Source organism: Bacillus sp. T-10(2022), from assembly GCF_056502895.1.
This window is the reverse complement of the sequence record NZ_CP113518.1, coordinates 4,554,468-4,574,316: the sequence shown is the minus strand read 5'-3', so window position 1 is coordinate 4,574,316 and position 19,849 is coordinate 4,554,468. Positions and strand designations below refer to the sequence as shown.

At 32.3% G+C, this 19,849-nt stretch carries 29 protein-coding genes and 7 pseudogenes; all 36 read left to right on the top strand.

Translation table 11 applies throughout. The features are described from left to right. Positions 1–12 precede the first annotated feature (12 nt). Positions 13–468 carry a DUF4274 domain-containing protein gene (locus tag OSJ91_RS22475; RefSeq protein WP_413019533.1) on the top strand — a complete coding sequence of 152 codons (456 nt, stop codon included), beginning with the start codon at positions 13–15 and terminating at the stop codon, positions 466–468. A gap of 112 nt (positions 469–580) precedes the next feature. After that, on the top strand, positions 581–1,099 hold the full coding sequence (locus OSJ91_RS22470; RefSeq protein ID WP_413020405.1) for a SecY-interacting protein Syd: 519 nt from the start codon (positions 581–583) through the stop codon (positions 1,097–1,099). Between the two features lie 118 nt (positions 1,100–1,217). After that, the gene (locus OSJ91_RS22465; RefSeq protein ID WP_485890466.1) at positions 1,218–1,736 is read left to right on the top strand and encodes an ankyrin repeat domain-containing protein; all 519 of its coding nucleotides are present in this window, start codon (positions 1,218–1,220) and stop codon (positions 1,734–1,736) included. 172 nt (positions 1,737–1,908) lie between these two features. Beyond that, positions 1,909–2,523 carry an SMI1/KNR4 family protein gene (locus tag OSJ91_RS22460; RefSeq protein WP_485890465.1) on the top strand — a complete coding sequence of 205 codons (615 nt, stop codon included), beginning with the start codon at positions 1,909–1,911 and terminating at the stop codon, positions 2,521–2,523. 88 nt (positions 2,524–2,611) lie between these two features. Next, entirely contained in the window at positions 2,612–3,067 is a 456-nt protein-coding gene (locus OSJ91_RS22455; protein ID WP_096340124.1) for an SMI1/KNR4 family protein, read from the top strand. A gap of 265 nt (positions 3,068–3,332) precedes the next feature. Continuing rightward, on the top strand, positions 3,333–3,782 hold the full coding sequence (locus OSJ91_RS22450; RefSeq protein WP_350300031.1) for an SMI1/KNR4 family protein: 450 nt from the start codon (positions 3,333–3,335) through the stop codon (positions 3,780–3,782). A gap of 5 nt (positions 3,783–3,787) precedes the next feature. Then, positions 3,788–4,081 (top strand): YxiF family protein, encoded by a 294-nt coding sequence (locus tag OSJ91_RS22445; RefSeq protein ID WP_434547800.1) that lies wholly within the window; start codon positions 3,788–3,790, stop codon positions 4,079–4,081. A 349-nt stretch (positions 4,082–4,430) separates the two neighbouring features. After that, a pseudogene (locus tag OSJ91_RS22440) lies at positions 4,431–4,511 on the top strand (recombinase family protein); the annotation flags it as partial. A gap of 199 nt (positions 4,512–4,710) precedes the next feature. Continuing rightward, complete coding sequence (locus OSJ91_RS22435) at positions 4,711–5,037, top strand: tRNA-Val4 (RefSeq protein WP_485890464.1); 327 nt, start codon at positions 4,711–4,713, stop codon at positions 5,035–5,037. Positions 5,038–5,186: 149 nt separating this feature from the next. Further along, positions 5,187–5,612 (top strand): DUF600 domain-containing protein, encoded by a 426-nt coding sequence (locus OSJ91_RS22430; protein WP_230160467.1) that lies wholly within the window; start codon positions 5,187–5,189, stop codon positions 5,610–5,612. Positions 5,613–5,786: 174 nt separating this feature from the next. Further along, positions 5,787–6,233: a hypothetical protein gene (locus OSJ91_RS22425; RefSeq protein WP_485890463.1), complete on the top strand. Its 447-nt coding sequence runs from the start codon at positions 5,787–5,789 to the stop codon at positions 6,231–6,233. Positions 6,234–6,369: 136 nt separating this feature from the next. Beyond that, positions 6,370–6,492 (top strand): annotated as a pseudogene (locus tag OSJ91_RS22420) (HNH/ENDO VII family nuclease); the annotation flags it as partial. A gap of 11 nt (positions 6,493–6,503) precedes the next feature. Beyond that, entirely contained in the window at positions 6,504–6,926 is a 423-nt protein-coding gene (locus OSJ91_RS22415; RefSeq protein ID WP_350300028.1) for an SMI1/KNR4 family protein, read from the top strand. A gap of 275 nt (positions 6,927–7,201) precedes the next feature. Continuing rightward, positions 7,202–7,639 (top strand): SMI1/KNR4 family protein, encoded by a 438-nt coding sequence (locus tag OSJ91_RS22410; RefSeq protein ID WP_350300027.1) that lies wholly within the window; start codon positions 7,202–7,204, stop codon positions 7,637–7,639. A 78-nt stretch (positions 7,640–7,717) separates the two neighbouring features. After that, the gene (locus tag OSJ91_RS22405) at positions 7,718–7,867 is read left to right on the top strand and encodes an HNH endonuclease signature motif containing protein (protein WP_350300026.1); all 150 of its coding nucleotides are present in this window, start codon (positions 7,718–7,720) and stop codon (positions 7,865–7,867) included. 6 nt (positions 7,868–7,873) lie between these two features. Continuing rightward, positions 7,874–8,299: a DUF6985 domain-containing protein gene (locus tag OSJ91_RS22400; protein WP_485890462.1), complete on the top strand. Its 426-nt coding sequence runs from the start codon at positions 7,874–7,876 to the stop codon at positions 8,297–8,299. Next, positions 8,300–8,386: an HNH endonuclease gene (locus OSJ91_RS22395; RefSeq protein ID WP_230160465.1), complete on the top strand. Its 87-nt coding sequence runs from the start codon at positions 8,300–8,302 to the stop codon at positions 8,384–8,386. A gap of 26 nt (positions 8,387–8,412) precedes the next feature. Next, positions 8,413–8,886 carry an SMI1/KNR4 family protein gene (locus OSJ91_RS22390; protein WP_350300024.1) on the top strand — a complete coding sequence of 158 codons (474 nt, stop codon included), beginning with the start codon at positions 8,413–8,415 and terminating at the stop codon, positions 8,884–8,886. A 282-nt stretch (positions 8,887–9,168) separates the two neighbouring features. Then, positions 9,169–9,285, top strand: a pseudogene (locus tag OSJ91_RS22385) (immunity protein YezG family protein); the annotation flags it as partial. A 72-nt stretch (positions 9,286–9,357) separates the two neighbouring features. Further along, positions 9,358–9,678: pseudogene (locus tag OSJ91_RS22380) on the top strand (hypothetical protein); the annotation flags it as partial. Then, positions 9,669–10,214 (top strand): SecY-interacting protein Syd, encoded by a 546-nt coding sequence (locus OSJ91_RS22375; protein ID WP_485890461.1) that lies wholly within the window; start codon positions 9,669–9,671, stop codon positions 10,212–10,214. The pseudogene OSJ91_RS22380 and the gene OSJ91_RS22375, both read left to right, overlap by 10 nt. 176 nt (positions 10,215–10,390) lie before the next feature. Continuing rightward, the gene (locus OSJ91_RS22370; RefSeq protein WP_485891934.1) at positions 10,391–10,576 is read left to right on the top strand and encodes a hypothetical protein; all 186 of its coding nucleotides are present in this window, start codon (positions 10,391–10,393) and stop codon (positions 10,574–10,576) included. 64 nt (positions 10,577–10,640) lie between these two features. After that, positions 10,641–11,021: pseudogene (locus OSJ91_RS22365) on the top strand (LXG family T7SS effector ribonuclease toxin YxiD); the annotation flags it as partial. Beyond that, positions 11,021–11,461, top strand: coding sequence for an SMI1/KNR4 family protein (locus OSJ91_RS22360; protein ID WP_350300022.1), 441 nt, complete (start codon positions 11,021–11,023; stop codon positions 11,459–11,461). The pseudogene OSJ91_RS22365 and the gene OSJ91_RS22360, both read left to right, overlap by 1 nt. A 751-nt stretch (positions 11,462–12,212) precedes the next feature. Continuing rightward, positions 12,213–12,602: pseudogene (locus tag OSJ91_RS22355) on the top strand (immunity 22 family protein). 702 nt (positions 12,603–13,304) lie between these two features. Next, positions 13,305–13,604 carry a hypothetical protein gene (locus tag OSJ91_RS22350; RefSeq protein WP_485891951.1) on the top strand — a complete coding sequence of 100 codons (300 nt, stop codon included), beginning with the start codon at positions 13,305–13,307 and terminating at the stop codon, positions 13,602–13,604. Continuing rightward, on the top strand, positions 13,523–13,723 hold the full coding sequence (locus tag OSJ91_RS22345; RefSeq protein ID WP_485890460.1) for a hypothetical protein: 201 nt from the start codon (positions 13,523–13,525) through the stop codon (positions 13,721–13,723). Before OSJ91_RS22350 ends, OSJ91_RS22345 begins: the two co-directional genes overlap by 82 nt. A 129-nt stretch (positions 13,724–13,852) precedes the next feature. Next, complete coding sequence (locus OSJ91_RS22340) at positions 13,853–14,404, top strand: SUKH-4 family immunity protein (protein ID WP_485890459.1); 552 nt, start codon at positions 13,853–13,855, stop codon at positions 14,402–14,404. 343 nt (positions 14,405–14,747) lie between these two features. Next, entirely contained in the window at positions 14,748–15,893 is a 1,146-nt protein-coding gene (locus OSJ91_RS22335) for a suppressor of fused domain protein (protein ID WP_485890458.1), read from the top strand. Between the two features lie 137 nt (positions 15,894–16,030). Beyond that, complete coding sequence (locus OSJ91_RS22330; RefSeq protein ID WP_264895488.1) at positions 16,031–16,327, top strand: contact-dependent growth inhibition system immunity protein; 297 nt, start codon at positions 16,031–16,033, stop codon at positions 16,325–16,327. 65 nt (positions 16,328–16,392) lie between these two features. Next, the gene (locus OSJ91_RS22325) at positions 16,393–16,737 is read left to right on the top strand and encodes a tRNA-Val4 (RefSeq protein WP_350300018.1); all 345 of its coding nucleotides are present in this window, start codon (positions 16,393–16,395) and stop codon (positions 16,735–16,737) included. Positions 16,738–16,929: 192 nt separating this feature from the next. Then, positions 16,930–17,385, top strand: coding sequence for an SMI1/KNR4 family protein (locus tag OSJ91_RS22320; RefSeq protein ID WP_350300017.1), 456 nt, complete (start codon positions 16,930–16,932; stop codon positions 17,383–17,385). 212 nt (positions 17,386–17,597) lie between these two features. Then, positions 17,598–17,955, top strand: a pseudogene (locus OSJ91_RS22315) (hypothetical protein). Between the two features lie 434 nt (positions 17,956–18,389). Next, positions 18,390–18,875, top strand: a complete 486-nt coding sequence (locus tag OSJ91_RS22310) for a DUF6985 domain-containing protein (protein ID WP_485890457.1) — start codon at positions 18,390–18,392, stop codon at positions 18,873–18,875. A gap of 91 nt (positions 18,876–18,966) precedes the next feature. Further along, complete coding sequence (locus OSJ91_RS22305) at positions 18,967–19,302, top strand: tRNA-Val4 (RefSeq protein ID WP_485890456.1); 336 nt, start codon at positions 18,967–18,969, stop codon at positions 19,300–19,302. A 51-nt stretch (positions 19,303–19,353) separates the two neighbouring features. Then, positions 19,354–19,803 (top strand): SMI1/KNR4 family protein, encoded by a 450-nt coding sequence (locus tag OSJ91_RS22300; protein ID WP_485890455.1) that lies wholly within the window; start codon positions 19,354–19,356, stop codon positions 19,801–19,803. Positions 19,804–19,849 lie beyond the last annotated feature (46 nt).

Genomic DNA, 19,849 nt, shown 5'->3' with positions numbered 1-19,849 from the left:
AGGTGAGTTACTGTGGATAAGAAAGATATTAGTTTCCTTGAACAACTACTTTATGATACAGATAAAGAAATAATAATCAATGAGTTAACGAATATAGATAACCCTTTATTTCTTCATTTTTTTGCTGCAAATTATAATTGGAATAGTGGATTTGATGTACCAAGCGATATTTTAGAAAACGAGGCTTGTGATTTAGGTACCGGTTTACTAATGTTTCATTATGCAGACGGCTATCGGATGTTAGAAAATTCAGAGGAAGTTTCAAGTTCTTCGTTAGAGGAATGGAAAGGTTTTTTGAATAAGATTCACAATAAACTTATAAACTTTGAATTTAAATCTCAGAATATTTCCTTTGACCCTGAATTAACTAAAATTCAAAAGTATAAGTTGAAAAAGAATAACCCAAACATTCCTGATATTCTTATTAATAAATCACCAGGCGAAGTGGTTGACGTTCCTAAAATATAATGTAAATGTTTTAAACCTTGATTGGCTTAAGCTTTTCAAGGTTTTTTATGTCTTATAATTGGTTTAATAAAGTTAAACGAAAAGGGTGATATCTTTGTCTATTAAGAAATCAATGGGCCAATACTTCAGAATGAGACATGAGCTTGCGGATGAAGGAATGGACTTCTTATTTAAGGCTCCAGTGACTGAAGAGCTTAATTCAATAATTTATGAAGGTGAACTTGACGAAGAAGATTATATTACATGGAAACCTGTAGAAAAAACTACTTCACATGACTTAAAGGAGTTAGAAGAGAACTTAGGGGTGGGATTCCATAAATCAATTATTGAATATTTTAATTCGTATTGGTTCGCTAATTTAGACGGATTTTTAAATGATTTCTATATTAAATTAGATGCGGTTTTGCCAAACTTCGAGTTTGATTCATTCCGAGGGACCTTAGAGGGGTATAAGAGCAATCATAACAATAAACTAGAAAATATCCCTTTAGGTATCGAAGGGAATGGTTTGTTAGTGGTAATTGATAATGAGAACGGTAAAGTAAAGTTAGAGGATTTCGAAAGGAATTCATTTGAGGTTATATCAGAAAGTATTGAATCATTAATTTCTAAACTAAGAATAAAAAGATAGTCGGAATTGACATTTGATAAAACCGAGGTGGTTCTATCAGAAAAGAACAATGGTGGGTGCAGGTCTTTGATGATATTTTGAAATACTAGAATACCTTGTAAATAAAGGAGAAACTAAAATGGATAAAACTCAAATTGCGAAAGACGTTAGAGGTGCCATAAAAAGTGACCAATTGGATACGTTAAGAGATTTACTTGAAAAAGAACCAGAAATGTTAACAGTGATGACACCCTTTGGTACATGGTTACATATAGCAGCAGCTTATGGGCGTTTAGAAATAATAGAATATCTTATTAATGCCGGGATAGATATTAATGCACAGGGTGGAACTTTTTCTGCAAATGCCCTTGAAAGAGCAGCTACAAAAGGGCATTTAGATATTGCCGAATTTCTCATTAACCAGAATATTGAGATTGATACAAGTGAACCAGATAGAAATCCTCTGTTTGCTGCAATATATGGCGGTCATTTTGAGATAGTTAAATTGTTAGTTGAGAATAATATAGATATATCCATAAAATACTCTGGTGACAACATGAAAGATATGGGTGCTCATGCATTTGCCAATGAAAGAGGACAAACAGAAATTGCTGAATATTTAAAGGAGAAAATGGATCTGAAGGGGACTTCAAGTTAGTCTATGAAAAATTAATGAAAGCCACAGGGTTTAGCAGTCAAAAGCAGGCTGAGAGAAAAAGGTCTAACACCCCACCATGCTGAAGACATTACTATACAGTTAATACCTACAAAGTTACAAAAAATAACCACACATTGGTGCTGCATCAGGTTTAAGAGGAGGATTTTGATTTTTGGGTAACAATTATATAGATCAAATAGAAAATAAATTAAACGCTTTAAATATTAAGAAACAAGAATTCACTTCTTTAAGTTCAAGAGAAAATCAGGTTAAGAAGTTAGAAAAGATGTCTGATATTTACATTCCAAAAGATTATAAGGAGTTTCTTCTTAACTATGATGAAACTTTTTTTGACAATGAGGTAACGTATAAACCGATTGAGACATCACCTTGGACATCTAAGGAGGGAACTCAAGTATTTGAAGGTTTTTATGGATTATCTAGTGAAAATAATTTATTCGACAAAATCAAAGATTATTTAAATCGGATGCCAGATTGTATGATTCCAATTGGGGAAAGTCCAGGAGGAAATGTAATATGCATAGGAGTAAGGGGAAGTTATATAGGTAAAGTTTACTTCTGGAACCATGAAAATGAACGTGAAGCTAAAATAATGGCAGGAATAGATGTTGCTTCAGATGACATTAACTCATATTGGGAAAATATACATCTTGTATCGGAAACATTCTTAGGTTTTTTAAGTGACTTAGAATTAATTAATGAAACTGAGAAGATGGACGTTGATGGCGTAGAGTTGTGGCTAGATGATGAATTATTAGATGATTAAATTGTTTTTATTATTATGTTTACCTTTTTGATGGATAGCACCACCTTATAAATGAAAGGACTAAATACAATATTAGTAGGTGATATTGGTGAAATATTCAGCTGTACAGGAATTCATTAAGCAGTATGGCAAAGATGATGATTTTACAGGTGGAGTAAGTGAAGACAAAGTAAAAGAAACTGAAAATAAATTACAGATCCCACTTCCGGCTAGCTACAAGTGGTTTTTAAGGAACTATGGCGCAGGCGGGATTTTTGGTGTAGATATAATAGGTTATGATTTAGTAGGTCCATCAGTAGTGGATGCCACTCGAGATTATCAGAAATATTATAAGTTAATTGCCGGGATAGTGGTTATAGAAAATGTTGATCAATTTGCCTACTGTCTCGATACAAATAAAATGAAAAATGGAGAATGCCCAGTGATTCTTTGGGATAACCAAGAAGGATATGGTTTTACCGCTGCGGATAATTTCCTGGATTATTTAATCGAAAGTCTTGAAGAGGCAAAAGAGAACTGGGATGAAGATGAAGAAGATTGGTGAAAGCTATTTATCTTGCTTTGTTATAAAGAAGAAGAGAAAATTAATTAGATTTATCGTATTCCCATAGCCAACCGGAAAAAAGGAACAAAATAACTCATAGAGACTTTTTGACAGAAGTTTGGAGTTTTATCTCAAATCCTGAGGTAACTACTACAAAAAGCGGCTGCAGTAAAAGGCGTTACGAAGGCAAAAGTATTAGTGTCAATGCCTACTCTATTGCCTTACAATCCTAAAAACCAACTATTGTTGGCAGGGGGAGTACTAAATGAATAAAGAGGAATTAACAAATTTTATTAATGAACATAAGGAATCAGATGACTTTACAGGTGGAATAGCAGAAAGCCGAATCAATGTTGTCCAAAATGAGCTAGGGGTGGAATTACCAGAGAGTTATAAGTGGTTTTTAACGACCTATGGTTCTGGTGGTGCATTTGGTGTTGATATTTTAGGCGTGGCTAAGTCGTATAGAGCTCCAGCTGTAGTTAACACGAAGAGTTATAGAGATTTAGGATTGGAAAAAGATTTAGTGGTTATTGAAAATGCTGGAGAATATGTTTATTGTTTATATACAAGCAAAATGGAGAATAATGAGTGCCCAGTAATAGCGTGGAATAGACTAGGGGGACTTGATGACTGCAATACAGCAAAGAACTTTTATGAGTTTTTATCACAAAGGTTATTGAATGCAAAAGAAGCATGGGAAGAAGATTTTTAAAATAGATAACTAGAAGCAAAGAAAATATTCAAAAATCAATACAATTGTTAAATGCGACTATTGATAATATCAAAGTAATCCCCAAGAAAGGAAGACTATTGTTTTTTAGAGAAAATGAAATAGAAGCAATGTTGATTAATGTTAATGAAGTATTTAGTCACCTAGATAATATTCTTAAGTTAACGAAGTTTTCAGTAGGATATGGAGATTTTATACTAGTTGCAGAAGATTTAAATTTCGGTTTGTGTATTGAACGAACGGAATATTTTTATGAGTTTAGTGTTTGGGTACTATCATAAAATGAAACATATGAGAACCTTGATTGGCTAAATGCCTTTCAAGGTTTTTTAGTTATTAAAAATAGTTTTTCGGTTAAAAATGTTTCATATTTGAATCAAGTGCCCATGAAGGTTGTACCATCATGGAGTATTGATTTTATAATTGGACTTTGTGAGAAGTACGATAAGTAAGCGAGATGACATTGTACATGGTGGGGATAGTTATGGAATAGCTAACAAACTAACTATAATGACAAAGCTCGTGGCGATAAACAATGGGTAACGTAACTAAGAGACGGTCGTATAATACTCGCTATTCGGTTGCAAAGCGTTACGGTAATCACAATTTATGTAACCGGAGGTTGAAGAATTGAACGTTGTTGGGTATATACGGGTCTCCACTCATGAACAAGCAAGAGTTGGATATAGCTTGAAGTATCAAGAAGATGAGTTTCTTCCCAAAAAAGTGAAACCGTACCGAAGTATTAAAAGCTATTAATGAAACTTACCAATCTAAAGAACAAATTGGTCAAATAAATATAGGGGTATCACTTCATTAGATATTAAGTAGAAATGTACTTGAATAAAGATGAATCAATAGAAACGGCATATCCATTATATATAAATGATCTAAAAGGGGATAAAAGCGTATGAAATATTCATATGAATTTAAAAGAAACCCATTAGGATATCTAAGAATAATCCTACCACAAGAAATTAACCTTTTCTCAGACTTCATTGAAGATATTGTATTTGAAACAGAAGTGGATGAGTATATTGATATTGTTGAGAAAGTAATGGAAGGTGAATACGATGAATTTGAAATAGGAGGGAATGCTACCAGTGTCTTGGTTCTTCATCACTTTTATATCTTCGATAAGCCAAATGAGAATGAAATGGAAACTGAACAATTTAAAGAACTTATGCTAATATGGAGAAACAAAATTCCAGAAAGATACAAAGAAACTGAGAATTAAGTTTTATAGATCTAGATAAAGTAATGGGATATCCAATTTATCGTACAATATGAGATAGCGGAAAATATGATGAAAATAATATATTGAATTAGGAGTGGATTTAAGTGGGTAAAGTATTTGAGGATTTTTTTAGTGAATTGCAAGCAGATATGGTTTCTATATGTTTAGAGTATGCTTTTGAAAGAGCTAATAAAATATATATATATTGTTCACATGAAGAAGGCCTTGTCTCTAATGACTTTTTTTATAATATCAATGGTAAGATTGTAGAGAGACATAAACTCAATGATGCATTAGTCAATGAAGAGGATAATGCAAACTTTTCTTATGATATATCAGTAGATCGACAAAAGGCAGTTGTGAAAATAATAAATGAAAATATTAAAGAATTGATTAAATTATGCAGAAAATATGATCGTGAAATGCCAACAGAAATTAAGATTGTTTATGATGTACAAGCAAATAAACTAGCGGCAGATTATAAATATGATCTTGTACATACAAATGATTCTAATAAAACTGCTAGTTCTATTGCTAGGATATGGTTTGAACAAATCAAGAATGAACATAATTAATATAAAAAAGACCAAAACAATTAGCTGAAAAACCTTGATTGAGTGTTCGTCACTCAGTCAAGGTTTTCTTTTTGACCTATATAAACATAAGAACGTCCTAAAATCAAAAGTGAAACATTAAAAAGCAAGCTAAGAATTTACTCCTCATGTTTTCGCGGCCTCACTGGGTATCCTTTGCCATCGAAAACAGTCGTCACATCAGTAGTAGGAACAAAAGGCGCAGGGGCCGTAACGAAAACTGGTGTAGCGACAACAAAAGCCGCTGCAGTAAAAGGTGCAACAAAGGCAAAAGAACTGGCCACTATCCTTAACCTATTGCCATACAACCCTAAAAACCAACTGTCGGTGGCAGGTGGAGTACCTTATAATGTGGTTAATGGTACTGGGTTAAAAGAACAGTTAATTTCTATGGTGAAAGTGGAGTCTGAAATTAATAGTAAGGGTACGGGTAAATATCAAGTTGGAGCATATAAAGATATTAAAGGAGTAGAAGGACTTGATGCCCATCATGCAGGACAGAAGGCAGCAATGAAGAAATTAGTAGATAATTATGATTTAAATACTGCACCTGCAATTAAGTTACAAAGGTGGGGCACACCATTAAAGGGCCTAATGGAATAGTTTCAAGAAGTACAAAAGGAATAGATACTCCTAGACAGTTATTGGCAAGAGGTTTTAGGGAACTTAGAAGAGTCTATGATGAAATACCGAATTCTGCTTTAAAAGAACTTATCATCTAAAAGCCAAGAGGCATTCGAATAGAGAACTTGCCGCAAAAGTTCGCCCGCCGAATGCAATTGATAATGATGGAGTTCTAGATAAACAATTCAACAACTTCAGAAAGAAGTACTGGAAATGGCGTTCTAATAATCTAGAGTGAGGTGATTAATCATGAATAATGAACTATTAGAATTGATAAATGAATATATGAAAAAAGGAGACTTTATTGGAGAAGTTCCTGATGCTAACATAGCATGGGCCGAGAAAATATTGGAAGTGAAGTTCCCACCAGAATATAAAGAATTTGTTAAAAAGTTTGGTTCCGGAGGGATTTGTGGAGTTGACGTATTGGGTGTTGAAGGCGCAGACTACGCATCTGTAGTTGAAAGTACAAAGCGTTATAGAAAGTTAGGTTTATCCAAAAAATATATTGTTATAGAGAATGTTGATGAGTTTGTTTACTGCTTAAGCACAATAGATGATTATAATGTTGTGCGATGGGATGATATAAGCAAAAAAGCATTAAATAGATATACAACATTTAATGTGTATTTACAAGATAGCTTTCAAGAGGCAATTGATAACTGGGATTGATGGTTGTATCATCATGGAGTTGTATAACGAAACTTAGTTATGAAAATAAGAATTGAATACGAAGTATAGTTAGACGGAAAAAAAACTAACGAAGTTAATCAAGCAAGTTGGCTTAAACATAAAAATTTTGTGAATTATATTCTGAAGAACAGGATAGTGTTAGAAATAATCGTTTTGAATGCCCAAGATAAAAAATTTCATTCAGAGTATTGGAAGTGGATAATTTCGGATGTTGAAAGACAAGGATTGTAATTGCATACAAGGAGGGATATAAATTGGAAAAGGAAAAAATTATAGAGATTATCAATGAATATAATGATTCCATATTTTTGACTGGTGGGGTCAGTGTTGAGCAAATAGGAGATATTGAAAACAAGCTCAATGTAATCCTACCAGACAGTTATAAATGGTTTTTAGAGCAATATGGAGAAGGTATACTACTTGGAATTGAAATTTATGGTGCAGGAGCAAAAGAAACAAATCCTTCTTGTGTCAAATTTACGGAGAAATCACGTGAAGATGACAATCTACCGAAAGATTATGTAATGATAGAAGAATTAGGTGAGTTGGCGTACTGTATCGACACGTCAATATTCCGAAATAATGAGTGTCCAATTGTAAGCTGGGATCCAATCAATGAAGAAGTTGGAGAGGAAAAGTTTGATGACTTTTATAAGTATCTCTATTATCGTTTGGATGAAATGATAGATTAGTATTGAATCAGAACGATACATAATATAAATAGAGCGATTAATCTTAGGATTAATCGCTCTATTTATATTAATTTTATATTGAATAAACGGAGAGAAGATAATAAATATACTTGGCATGAACTTAATGATTTGGAAACTATTCAATTGGTACCAAGTAAAATTAATAGTGTCTTTAAACATTTGGGCGGAGTTGGCGAATATAATATAAAAGTTAAGTTAGGAGAGTAATTAAGAATGATAAAGATTAATGATGAGTTATTTGGAGAATTAGAATATCAAAAAAACTTTTGGAGAGGTAAAACAACTATTCAAATGTTTGATATGGACATAGAAATAGAATTAAGTGTAGATGGAAATGAAGGTGCTGATTTTTCAAATATACAGAGAGAGGCTTTTCGAAATTTTAAAAATGAAATGAAAAATATTATGGATGAAGTGAAAATCCAAATATATGAGTATTATAGTGAGAATTTTGAAGAATATAGAGAGATGTTAGGAAATAAAACAGAAGCAGATAGTGCGGATCTAGTTAAGGAAACAGTTCATCTGCCTGAAGAGTTTTGGAAGTTGTCAGATAAACACCAATTTAAATGGTTAGATGAACAAATTGGTGGAACTCAAAAGGGAATGACTTGGGATCATACCGAAGTGCCTGGTTAGTTGGAATTAGTTCAATTTGGCATTCATAATATCACACCTCATAATGGTGGAAGAACAAAAGGTATGTGGGCAGATGCTCCAAGATAACATAAAATTGAGGAGGTATAAGTATTATGGAAATTAAAGATGGTTCTGTAATTTATCCAGTACCAGACGATACTTTGTTATCTGAGAAAGAAAGGAAATGGAGAATTAAATTACCTAGTGCATATAAAGAATTTATTAAAAAGAATAATGGAGCTGTTCCGATAAAAGATAGTTTCGTCTGTAATAATCATAGTTATGTTATTGATAGGTTTTTGTGTATACTAAAAGTGACTGGCCAAAGTGATGATGAATTTTATGATATTGGTGTTGTTAGAACCCAGTTAGAAGAGAGAATTGTTTCTGATGAAGATTTAGTAGGGGTAGAATTATTGCCAATAGCAGTTTTATTTGCAGGTGATTGTGTATGTTTAGACTACCGAGGGAATAACGAAGATCCTTCTGTTTGTGTTTGGAATCATGAAGAGTCTGCAGATTTAGAACCCGTGACTTATTTTGCGAGTAATAATTTTGAAGAGTTTCTAAAAATTCTAGCTGAATAAAAATGAGAAGCATTAGATGCGGGATTTGATTCTTGCATCTAATGCTTTTTATTTTAGTTTATTAATAAATTTTTAAAGTGTTTATAGAAAATATTGTGTTAGTAGTTGAGGAGCGGGAAAAGAGTGGTAGAAATGGTAAATTCGGTCAATTTGAAGTAGTTGTAGAGGTTAATAGAGCAAGAAAGTAAATACTTAATGAAATAGAAGGAAAAGGGATAGTTGAGAAAACTATTAGAGATCGCGCAAGGGGTTGATTAAAGTGGAAAAAGAAATGAATAAGAAATGAATAAGTTGTATAAAGAAATAGCTGAAATAGTTAACGAAATGATTCCAGAAGAATGGAGAAAGTTTTGTTTTTATGCTCAAATATCAGAAACAGGTGGAGGAACTTACTTTTTCTAAAATACACTCGGGGATGAATTACAACATAGGTTACGGGTAATACAAACCATCCAGTGAGAGTATTATTTTAATGAATTATATAAATTAAATCCTGAGTATTTTAGTGATGCTAACATCAAAAATCTTAATAATGGATGGGCTGTTGTAAATGATGCAGTCTTTAGGAGACATTTCCCTCAGTATGATATTGTGGGATTAAAAGGAAAACCTTTAGTACATCATCATATTGGTGGTGGCGGACAAGCAATGGCTATTCCACAACCGTTGCATCCAGGGAGTGGAGGAATCCATAATATAGAGAAACAAATAGATATATGGGGGAAAGATCAAGAAAACGCTGAACGTCTTCAAGTATTAAGTAATTTTGTTGGAGGTATAACATGGACATAAAAAAAGCATTAGAACATTATTTTAAAGAACTCATAAATGTATGGGATACAAAATATGGTACATATCCTAAAGTACCGTGGGATGAAGAGATTGACCCTCGATTGTATTTAAGTAATCCAGATGAAGAAGAATATGTATATTGGAAACCTATTGAAAAAATTGATTTCGACAATTTTACAGAAATTGAAAAAAAACTGGGTATGAATATTCACTATGCAATGAAAGAATACTTTAATACGTATTGGTTCTTAAGCTTACAAGGCTTTTACGGCTCAAGATTAGTTAATCTTGAACCTATCGAACCAGGTAAATCTATATTAGAATTTTTTGAAGTAATGAAACAATCTGAAGAGAACAATGGGAGAGAACTTAGATATATACAAATAGGATTTGTCTCTCCAGAAGATATGGCTATTATCTTTGACAATAAAACAGGACAGATATTGATAGAGAATTTTGAAACTGAAGAAAACGAATTTCTTGCTAATTCACTTGCTGAATTGATAAATAATTTAAAAGTAGAATTGGAAGTTTAAGAGGTATTACTATTATGTAAACTCTATATGGAAATTTGTTTTACTGATTAAATAGTTTAATTTCATTATAGAAGTACACCGATGTATTACGTGCAATGATAGAATAGTAAAAAGAAGTACGAGCTTAGGCGAGATGACATTTTACTGGGTGATGAAAATAAACACATGGAATGGACATAAAACTAACGAACTCGTACAAACTCGTAAGCTTTAACGCTAGTAGTTGTCATACTGTTACTACAAAACTTACAAATTTATGCTGCTTAAAAACAGATGAACTTAAAGCACTTGATTGTCAACTAAAGACAACAAGTGCTTTCTTACGTTTTATGATAGAAGTGAGTAGGCACATTATATCTTGACAGTTTATACGAGGAACAATAATTTTTCAGCAAGCAAGAAACTAGTTTTTATTAGTAACTGAAAGGCAGAGAGTTACCTAAAAACCAAATAGAGAAGTTGAAGAAAGCCTTAAGAAATAAAGAATATATAAAAATGTCACCAAAAGAAACAGCTAAGCATAGGGCAGAATTTGATAAAGTAAAAAATAAAGTAATCAAAGAGTGGAAAGAAAATACTGGGCCAAAGTGGCCTATGTATAATGAAATTGTTATTTCAGAAAAAACAGGTAAAATAATTAGGAAAAAAGGGGATAAGTATGATGCTCATCATATAATTGAAAATACTTTTGGAGGAGAACATGAATGGTGGAGTATGCATCCTGCAAAATTCCCAAATGAGCATCAAGCTGGTATTCATGGAACTGGTTCACCAGCAAATACACCATTTAAAGGAGGTAAAAAATAATGGACTATGAATTTACTAAGGCAAACCAAGAAAATAGTTTTAATCCAGTGACTGAAAACGAAATAAAAGTAGTTGAGAAGGAACTCGATTTAAAATTTCCTAAGGAGTTAGTTAATTTTTATATAGAGGTTGGCTACGGGTTTATTAAAGGTTCAGAGTTTAATATTAATCGTATTATGGATCCTTATTCAGTAAGAGATTTTCGATTAAGAGTTAATGATTTTGAGTTTTATCCCGACATAGAAATCTATGATGAATTTGAGAATAACAAACTAATATTTTTTGAAGGAAGTGAATCAGCTTTAATGTCAATCGAATTGAATGAAAATAATAGAAATCCAATTTACTATTATGATATTCAAATTGCGACTTCTCTTGAAGAATTTTTAAGAAAGATAGAAGAAAATGATAAATATTACTTGGAGTTACTAGCTGATTAAAGAACTATAATAAAACTCATACCTTGATTGGTTTTACGCCTTTCAAGGTTTTTTACTTTTAATTATATTAAATCAGCTGAATTGAGTGATACAAAAAGAAAATGATTTCTTTGAATATTGAGAGCTCATGATAGGTAGTAACATCAAGGAGTTTTATTTTTATTCACTTTTACCATTGTTTATCGCCACAAGATTGAACGATCTCGTTAGTTTGTTAGCTATTCCATGTCATTAGTACCCATATAAAATGTCACCTCGCCATTGTGAAGAACAAGGCTTTAAAACTTGATACACATTTTTAGAGATCAAGGAACCAGTGGCGCAAAACTAAATGAAGAATCATTAGAAATTGACAGGGTGGGCTTACAGGAGATGTTGGCTCACCTTTCGTCTGTCCAAAAGATTATGTGGTTCCATATCCTACCGGAAAGAATGAAAAGTGACAGGTATTTGGGATTTTGTCACAGATCCTGAGGAAACGGTTGAAGGTGTAGCAAATTCGATCATGAACCTGATAAAAACCTATAAAAATATATCTAAGTCCAATCTCCGACTCATATGAAAGAGATATGGTAAATGGCGACGCCTATTCGCGAGCTCACTAAAAGTGCGCATAATGAAATATTAGAGATAATAGACACAGCCCTTGACTATGATACATTTGTAAGAAGGTTACAGATGTGGTCTCATTATAGATACAAGGGTGGAGTAGAGGGTTTACCAGGTAATCTAAAAAAATAGGAGTGAAATTATGGAATATAGTGGCGTGGTTTCAGTGTGGTTTGGCGTTTCTAAATCGTTTGAAAATCTTGAAGAGTATGTTGATATAGAGTATACGGAAGATGGGGATTCCATAGACTCAAAATTTGGTACAAACTTTGAATTTGGTTATTATGATGAAGATAACATTGAAATTTGTTTCTATTAAGAACCAAAAAATAATATAGACGACATTTTAAATGATTTTTCTTATAGCGAAGTAATTATTCCGAATATAAAAGAGTTAGTAAATGATGATAATTTAGCATACTGGATTAATTCTGTTATTGTACTGTATGATTTTAAATACCATGAAGCAAAAAGTGGAGATGAAACGGAAAATATAGAAATTAAATTTATTGGTACTGTACCATACAAGTAAAACTAATTAGTAACTTAGTTTAAATAAGCTATAAATACTTAGATATTGAATTAAGAACGATAACCAGGCGTGATGACATTATAAACCTAAGAAGTAGAACAAAACCACAAACTTAGGAAATTAAACAAGATTGTTGTTTTAAGGTGAAATTTGTAAGTGAATAACTTCATATAGCTAACCATTAAGCACTTGGTTGCCTTTTAGGCAACTGGTGTTTTTGTTTGTGAGAAATTTTAACTTTTGACGATATAGATGATGCTTTACTGAAATTCATAGCTCACGAAGGTTGTGCCAACATGAAGTAGTATTGTAATACATGTATATTGTGAAAAGTAGGATAATTAAGCGAGATGACATTTTAAATGGCAGGGGTAGTTATGATATGGATTGGCTAACAAACTAATTAGAATGACAAAGTTCCGTGGTGATAAACAATGGGTAACGTAAAAGAGAGTTGTTATTCTGTTGCCTTATAACTTTAGGGGTGTATTTTAACTAGAAATACAGACAACCCTTAATTACTTCATTATTTTACTGCAAATTATAATTGGAATAGTGGATTAAAAGGCGTTACGAAGGGCAAAAAAACTGGTCTCTATCCCAAACCTATTGCCATACAATCCTAAAAACCAACTGTCGTGGGCAGGTGGAGTACCTTATTATGTGGTTAATGGTACTGGGTAAAAAGAACAGTTAATTTCTATGGCGAAAGTGGAGTCGGAAGTTAGTGGTAGGGGTACGGGTAATAAGGAAGAAATCTCTACTGTTCCTAAATGGAGTAATGATGGCAAATATAATAAGGTTAGAGGATATAGAGGTAGGGACCTCACAAAGTATGATGAAGAGTATTTAGTTGATCCTAGACTTGTAGTTGAAATGAACTTTAAAGGGAAAGCTAACTCAGGAACTAATGCTGACGGATGGGAGAGAAATGCAAAAAAGTTTTCAATATATTACTTAAAAGTAATCCGGAGTTTTGGAGTGCAGAAAATACGGCTTTGATAAAGAGTGGTCGAGTTCCAAGTATTGATGAACAATTTATAAAACATTTTCCTCAATATAAGGAGTATTTGAAAGATCCAATGAGGTATCACCATATAGGAGAAGGGGTCAAGCTGTAGCTTTACCAAATCGTTTGCATCCAGGATATGGTGATATTCATAATGTAGAAAAGGATTACGGAATTACTGGAATAGATAATGAAATTGCAACTAGATTAGAAACTTTTATAAAAAATTCAAGGTGAGAAGATGATACTACCAGAGGAATTTAATGATAAATGGGGTGTTAACAAAGATGGCCCGCTAATTAAATTTAATTACCAAGATTTAATGAGTACAGATTTTTTAGATGAAGTGAAGAGATTTTTGTCAATAGGAGGCTTACCTGAAACTCCTGCACCATATTTAGAATTTACTTCGTCACAATCGTTATTAAGGCCTATTACGTATGTATTTAATATGCCAGAAGAGTTTCAAAAATATTGGTTTTTGGGATCTACTGGTTCCGGGGATCCGATATGTATAATTGAGAAACAAGAAAATGTAGTGTTTCTTCATAATAGTGATGATTATAAAGAGGTATTTATTAATTCTTCTTTAAATCAATTTGCAGAATGTTTATTAGTATATTCAAGAATGATTGATAAGGCAATTGAGGTGAAAGGTGAGGATGCCTTTATTGATAATGATATACCAGAATCTGTGATTAATTGGCTAAAAGAAGAATTTGAAAGAATTGATGCTAAGTGTATGGAAAAGGATTGTTTTTGGTTTACTAAGATTGAGAATTTATATGAATAACTAATAGATAACCAGAAACAATTTAAAAAGGAATTACGAAAAACAAATACTCGTGATTGCCGTACCATCAAGGATTTGTATAACAATATTTTTTTAGTGAAAATAAGCCCGATAATAAATTCTACGGACCTCGATTGATAAAGACAGCCGAGGTTTTTTTATAACTTATATAGAGTTGTAAAGTTGCCCGAAGTAACGACACAGTTTACATGGGATTGAAGCACTTAGGAATGTTGTTGATAATATTAAAAAAGTAAGAGATGCTGATGGAGCCAGAGATAATATGGTGGAAATGCTTAATAAACTTGGTGATATTGCAAAAAAAGGAGGAAAAAGTTAGGGGATGGATAATAAACAAGTTGCAAAAGAAATTCGTTCGGCTATAAAAAAGGGCAATATTGAAAAAGTAGTTGCATTAATCGGCTCTAATGCTGAACTTTTAAATATGATGACTCCTTTTGGTACGTGGCTTCATGTCGCAGCTTCTAGAGGGGAATTAAATATAGTAAAAAAACTAATAGAACTTGGTTCAAATATTAATGTGCTAGGTGGAGTATACGGTGGTGGAGCTTTGAACGAAGCTGCTTCTGCAGGGCATATTGATATAGTAAGATATTTATTATCTTGTGAAGCTGATATGGACGTAAGCGAACCAGAAAGAAATCCATTGTTAGGAACCATTAGTAATGGGCATGTTGATATTGCAAAACTATTAATTGAAAGTGGTATAGATACGGGTGTTAAATATAGTGGTGCATCTAAGAAAGATATGGACGCATTAACTTTTGCAAGGGAACAAGGGCAAGAGGAAATCGTTAAGTTGTTAGAAAAACAAAAAGGGTGGTCTACTGTAACTGAAACAAACGATAATGATCAAGACCATCATCATGTGATTTTAGAGCATGTGGCTAAATACTTTGGCCCTATCAAAAAGACTATAAGTGAAACTGTTCCTGGTAGTAGAGTGTCGGTCAATATTCACATAATTCCTCCATCAATAAATAAAGATTTCACAACTCTCGTAACTACAGGGATGAGTGATGAACCTATGGACTATTCAGACAAAGAAAGTGTTTTTAAATATGCAGAGTTATTACTAAAATTGCCTTCAAGTTGGATAGTTGAAAATGAAGATATGAAAGATCAAAACCATTATTGGCCCCTTGGGTGGCTAAGGAAAGTGGCTCATATTCCACATATTTATGATGGATGGCTGAAAGAAGGGGTTATTCTTCCGAATGGAGAATCCCCACAGCCATTTGCATCAAATACAAAGTTATCTTGCATAATGGTATGTCGTCCCCAAGAATCCGAGATGGATAACGTTCCTACTAAAAAGGGGAACATACACATTTATACACTCGTTCCTATTTATGAAGAAGAAAGAAATCTTGCATTGGAAAAAGGTCATGAGTATCTACTTAAAAGAATGAGTGAGAAACGGATCTCAGATGTATTGGACATACATCGGGTAAATGTCGGTATATAGTAACAGTTGTAAGACAGTGAAATGGACAGGGATTTTTTCTTGATGAGTTACATGACTAAGAATATAAGGAAAAAAGCATGTAGAGTTGAGGCTTTTGTGTTTTAACAGGTTTTCCCACAAAATAAAGGAGAATACATATGAAAAATAAAAGTTTCGATGAATTAGAAAATTTTTTGACTGCTCACTTTCATCAAGATATGGTATCACCAGATGAAGAATTAAAAGAATTTGTTAACTCAATATCAGAAAAAAGAATTTTATTAATTGCCAATGAAGTTAAGTTTTTTTTGGCTGAAAATATTTCAAATGAGGAGAAAGAAAATTTCATAGAAGAGTGCTGTGAACTTTATTTCCCTTCATTAGGAGTAACCCCGATACAGTGGCTAGAAAATATAGCTCGAGAACTGGAAAAAGCCATTCAAAAGGAGAATTAACAGGTTCACAAAAACATGTTTGGCAGTGAGTCTACTAGCTATCCAATTTATAAAAGAGGTTGAGTATGAAATATCCATACGAGTTTTTTAGAGATCATTTAGAAATGCTGAGAATAAAATTACCAGGTGAGATAGAATTATTCGCTGATTTTATTGAAGACATTTCTACTGAGCAAAAAGCAAATGAGTATATTACGATAGTTGAAAGTGTTTTAAATGGTTTATATCAGGATTTTGAGATTCAACTCAATGCCACAAGTGTGTTGATAAAAAAAGATATGACAATTCTTGAACACCTTTTTACATATGAAGAGCCTTATGAAAATGAAATGGAGACAGAACAATTTAAAGAACTCATGTTAATATGGAAAAATAAAATCCCAGAAAGATTCAAGAAAAATGAGAATTGAATTTATGCTTCTAATTTGATTATTTGTTGAGAAAAAGTTAACCACCAGACCTTAAATAAGCATTATGTGTTTAAGTGAAAACGGGTGAAAATCGAAGATATCTTCCGTACACAAGTTCACCGATGGGAACAAGAATAAAAAAAATTAATAAATCCGTGCAATACGAAATCCAAGTTTAGTAGGTGATTTTTGATGAAATATTCAGCTTTACAGGAATTCATTAAGCAGTATGGCAAAGATGATGATTTTACAGGTGGAGTAAGTGAAGACAAAGTTAAAGAAACAGAAAATAAATTACAAGTCCCACTTCCGGAGAGCTACAAATGGTTCTTAAAAAACTATGGTTCAGGAGGAAGTTTTGGTATTGATATAATTGGTTATGACTTAGTAGGTGCATCAGTAGCAGCTGCTACCAAAGATCATCAAAAGTATTATGGTTTAATCGATGGACTTGTGGTTATAGAAGATATTGATGAATTTGCTTATTGTCTCGATACTAATAAAATGAAAAATGGAGAATGCCCAGTTATTACGTGGGATAATCAAGAAGGCTATGGTCGAAAGCTTGCTGATAATTTTTCAGACTATTTTATTGAACGCCTTGAATTGGCAAAAGAAGATTGGGACGAAGATGAAGAAGATTGGTGAGTTATAAAAGAAGAAGTGGATAGAGCCTTTCTAAAATCAAAGGAACTATCCATTTTTTGTTTATTTAGATTTATATGTTTCTATATCCTACCAAAAAAAGAACATCATATAGGTAAAGACTTTGTGACGGGAGTTTGGGATTTTGTCACAGATTCTGGAGAAACGATTGAAGGTATGGCAAATTAGAATTTTAATGGAAAGGAGAATAATAGATGAGTAAAATGGCAATTAAAATAAGCACTAATGGTCCATTTAATAAATGTTTAGTACCGTTAAGAAAGTACACTGGTTTAGGAATTACAGACATAAAAAATAAAATTGCAAACAAAGATTTTTTTGCCGAAACGGACACGAATGATATTGATGATATGGAGAATTTAAAAGGATTGGTTGATAATTTGTTGAAGTTAGGTACAAAAGTAAAAATATTTGATAGTGATGAATATGGAGAAGGGATTTTCGATTATCAAGAAATTTCTTATGACGAATTTATTAATAATATTGACCGATTAAAAGAAATTGTGGAAGAATTACAGGATTTAAAATGATGCTTTGTCTGACGAAGTTTAAAAAGATTAGCTATGGATTGGTCTTATTAACTATTATTCATATGTTAAGAGCTTGTGTTAGTAATGCAACATAAGCGAGTGAACGCACATAAGACAAATGCATCTTTACTTTAAAACAATCAATTCTTTCTTTCCACTTCAAAAATAAATCATTATTCATTCAAGGTTGTACCATCAATGAATAATGATTTTATGCTTTGTATAAAAGTAGAAATGTACTTGAATAAAAATGGATCAATACACCGGCATATCCATTATATAAATATATCCAGCAGACGATATAGGTGGTCGGAGAGAAGATAATAAATATACTTGGCATGAACTTAATGATTGGAATCTATTCAAATGGTACCAAGTAAAATTAATAGTATCTTTAAACATCTGGGGGGATTTGGCGAATATAACATAAAAGTTAAGTTAGGAGATTAATTAAGAATGATAAAGATTAATGATGAGTTATTTGGAGAATTAGAATATCAAAAAAACTATTGGAGAGGTAAAATAACTATTCAAATGTTTGATATGGACATAGAAATAGTATTAAGTGTAGATGGACATGATGAAGCTGATTTTTCAAATATACAGAGAGAGACCTTTCGTAATTTTAAAAATGAAATGAAAAATATAATGGATGAAGTGGAAATGCAAATATATGAGTATTATAGTGAGAATTTTGAAGAATATAGAGTGATGTTAAGAAATAAATCAGAAGCAGATAAAATTGCTCCAAAAATCGATTCTATACTAGCTTTAAAAAGATTAGTGAAGCCTACAGAGTTAATTGTAAGAAGAGCAAGGAAGAATAGAAAAAGAAGACTAGGTTTACTATGTGATGTCACTTGGGATATTGAAGATAGATTAGGAGTTAAAATTGAAGATGAAGTTGTAGAAGAGGTAGGTTATCAAGATATCGTTCTATAATAATGTTATTTGTACTGAAAGAGTCAAAAAAACCTTGATAGGCTACCTACCTTTCAGAACGGCAAATCCATTTAAAAGGGGATCAAAGCGTATGAAATATTCATATGAGTTTAAGAAAGATCCATTTGGCGATTTAGGAATAATTTTGCCGGAAGAAATTTGTCTTTTCTCAGATTTCATTGAAAATATTGCAACAGTAGAACAAGTCGATGAATATATAGAATATATCGAAAAGGTTTTAAACGGGACATATGAGGACTTTGAAATTGAATTAAATGCTACAAGTGTACTCATAAAAAAAGATGTAACAATTGTTGAAAACCTTTATAGAATTGAAGAACCTTATGAAAATACGATAGAAACAAAGCAATTTATAGAATTACTAGTTGTATGGCGAGATAAAATTCCAGAAATATTCCAAGCGTGAATTCGGGGAATAAACCATTAATGGAAAATAGATAAGAGGAGGATTTAAAAAATGGCAAGAATTGAAAACTCGCATAATAAGCTTTCTCTAGAAGTGATAGAGCAATTTGAAACAGAAAATAATGTGAAATTAACGGAAAAGTATAAGGGATTCTTACTTAAATGGAATGGGGGAACTCCTGAGCCAAGTATTTTTGATATATCTGAAGAGCAGGGAAAAAGTGTTTTGAATGTATTTAATGGGATAGGTGACATGTATGATAACTTGGAAAAGGTCATAGACATATATGAGTATAGACTTCCAGATGGATTTATTCCAATAGCTGATGATCCTGCGGGTAATACGATATGCTTAGGCACTAAAGCTCCTTATATGGATAATATTTATTTTTGGGATCATGAGCAAGAACCTGAAAATCCTGATGATATGAGCAATATGTATTTTCTAGCCAATGATATTAATGAATTTTTAGAAAAATTATCTGAAGACGTTGAAGAATAATCCATGTTATTAATCAAGGGTTTCAAAGTATTGGAAGGGGAGAGGA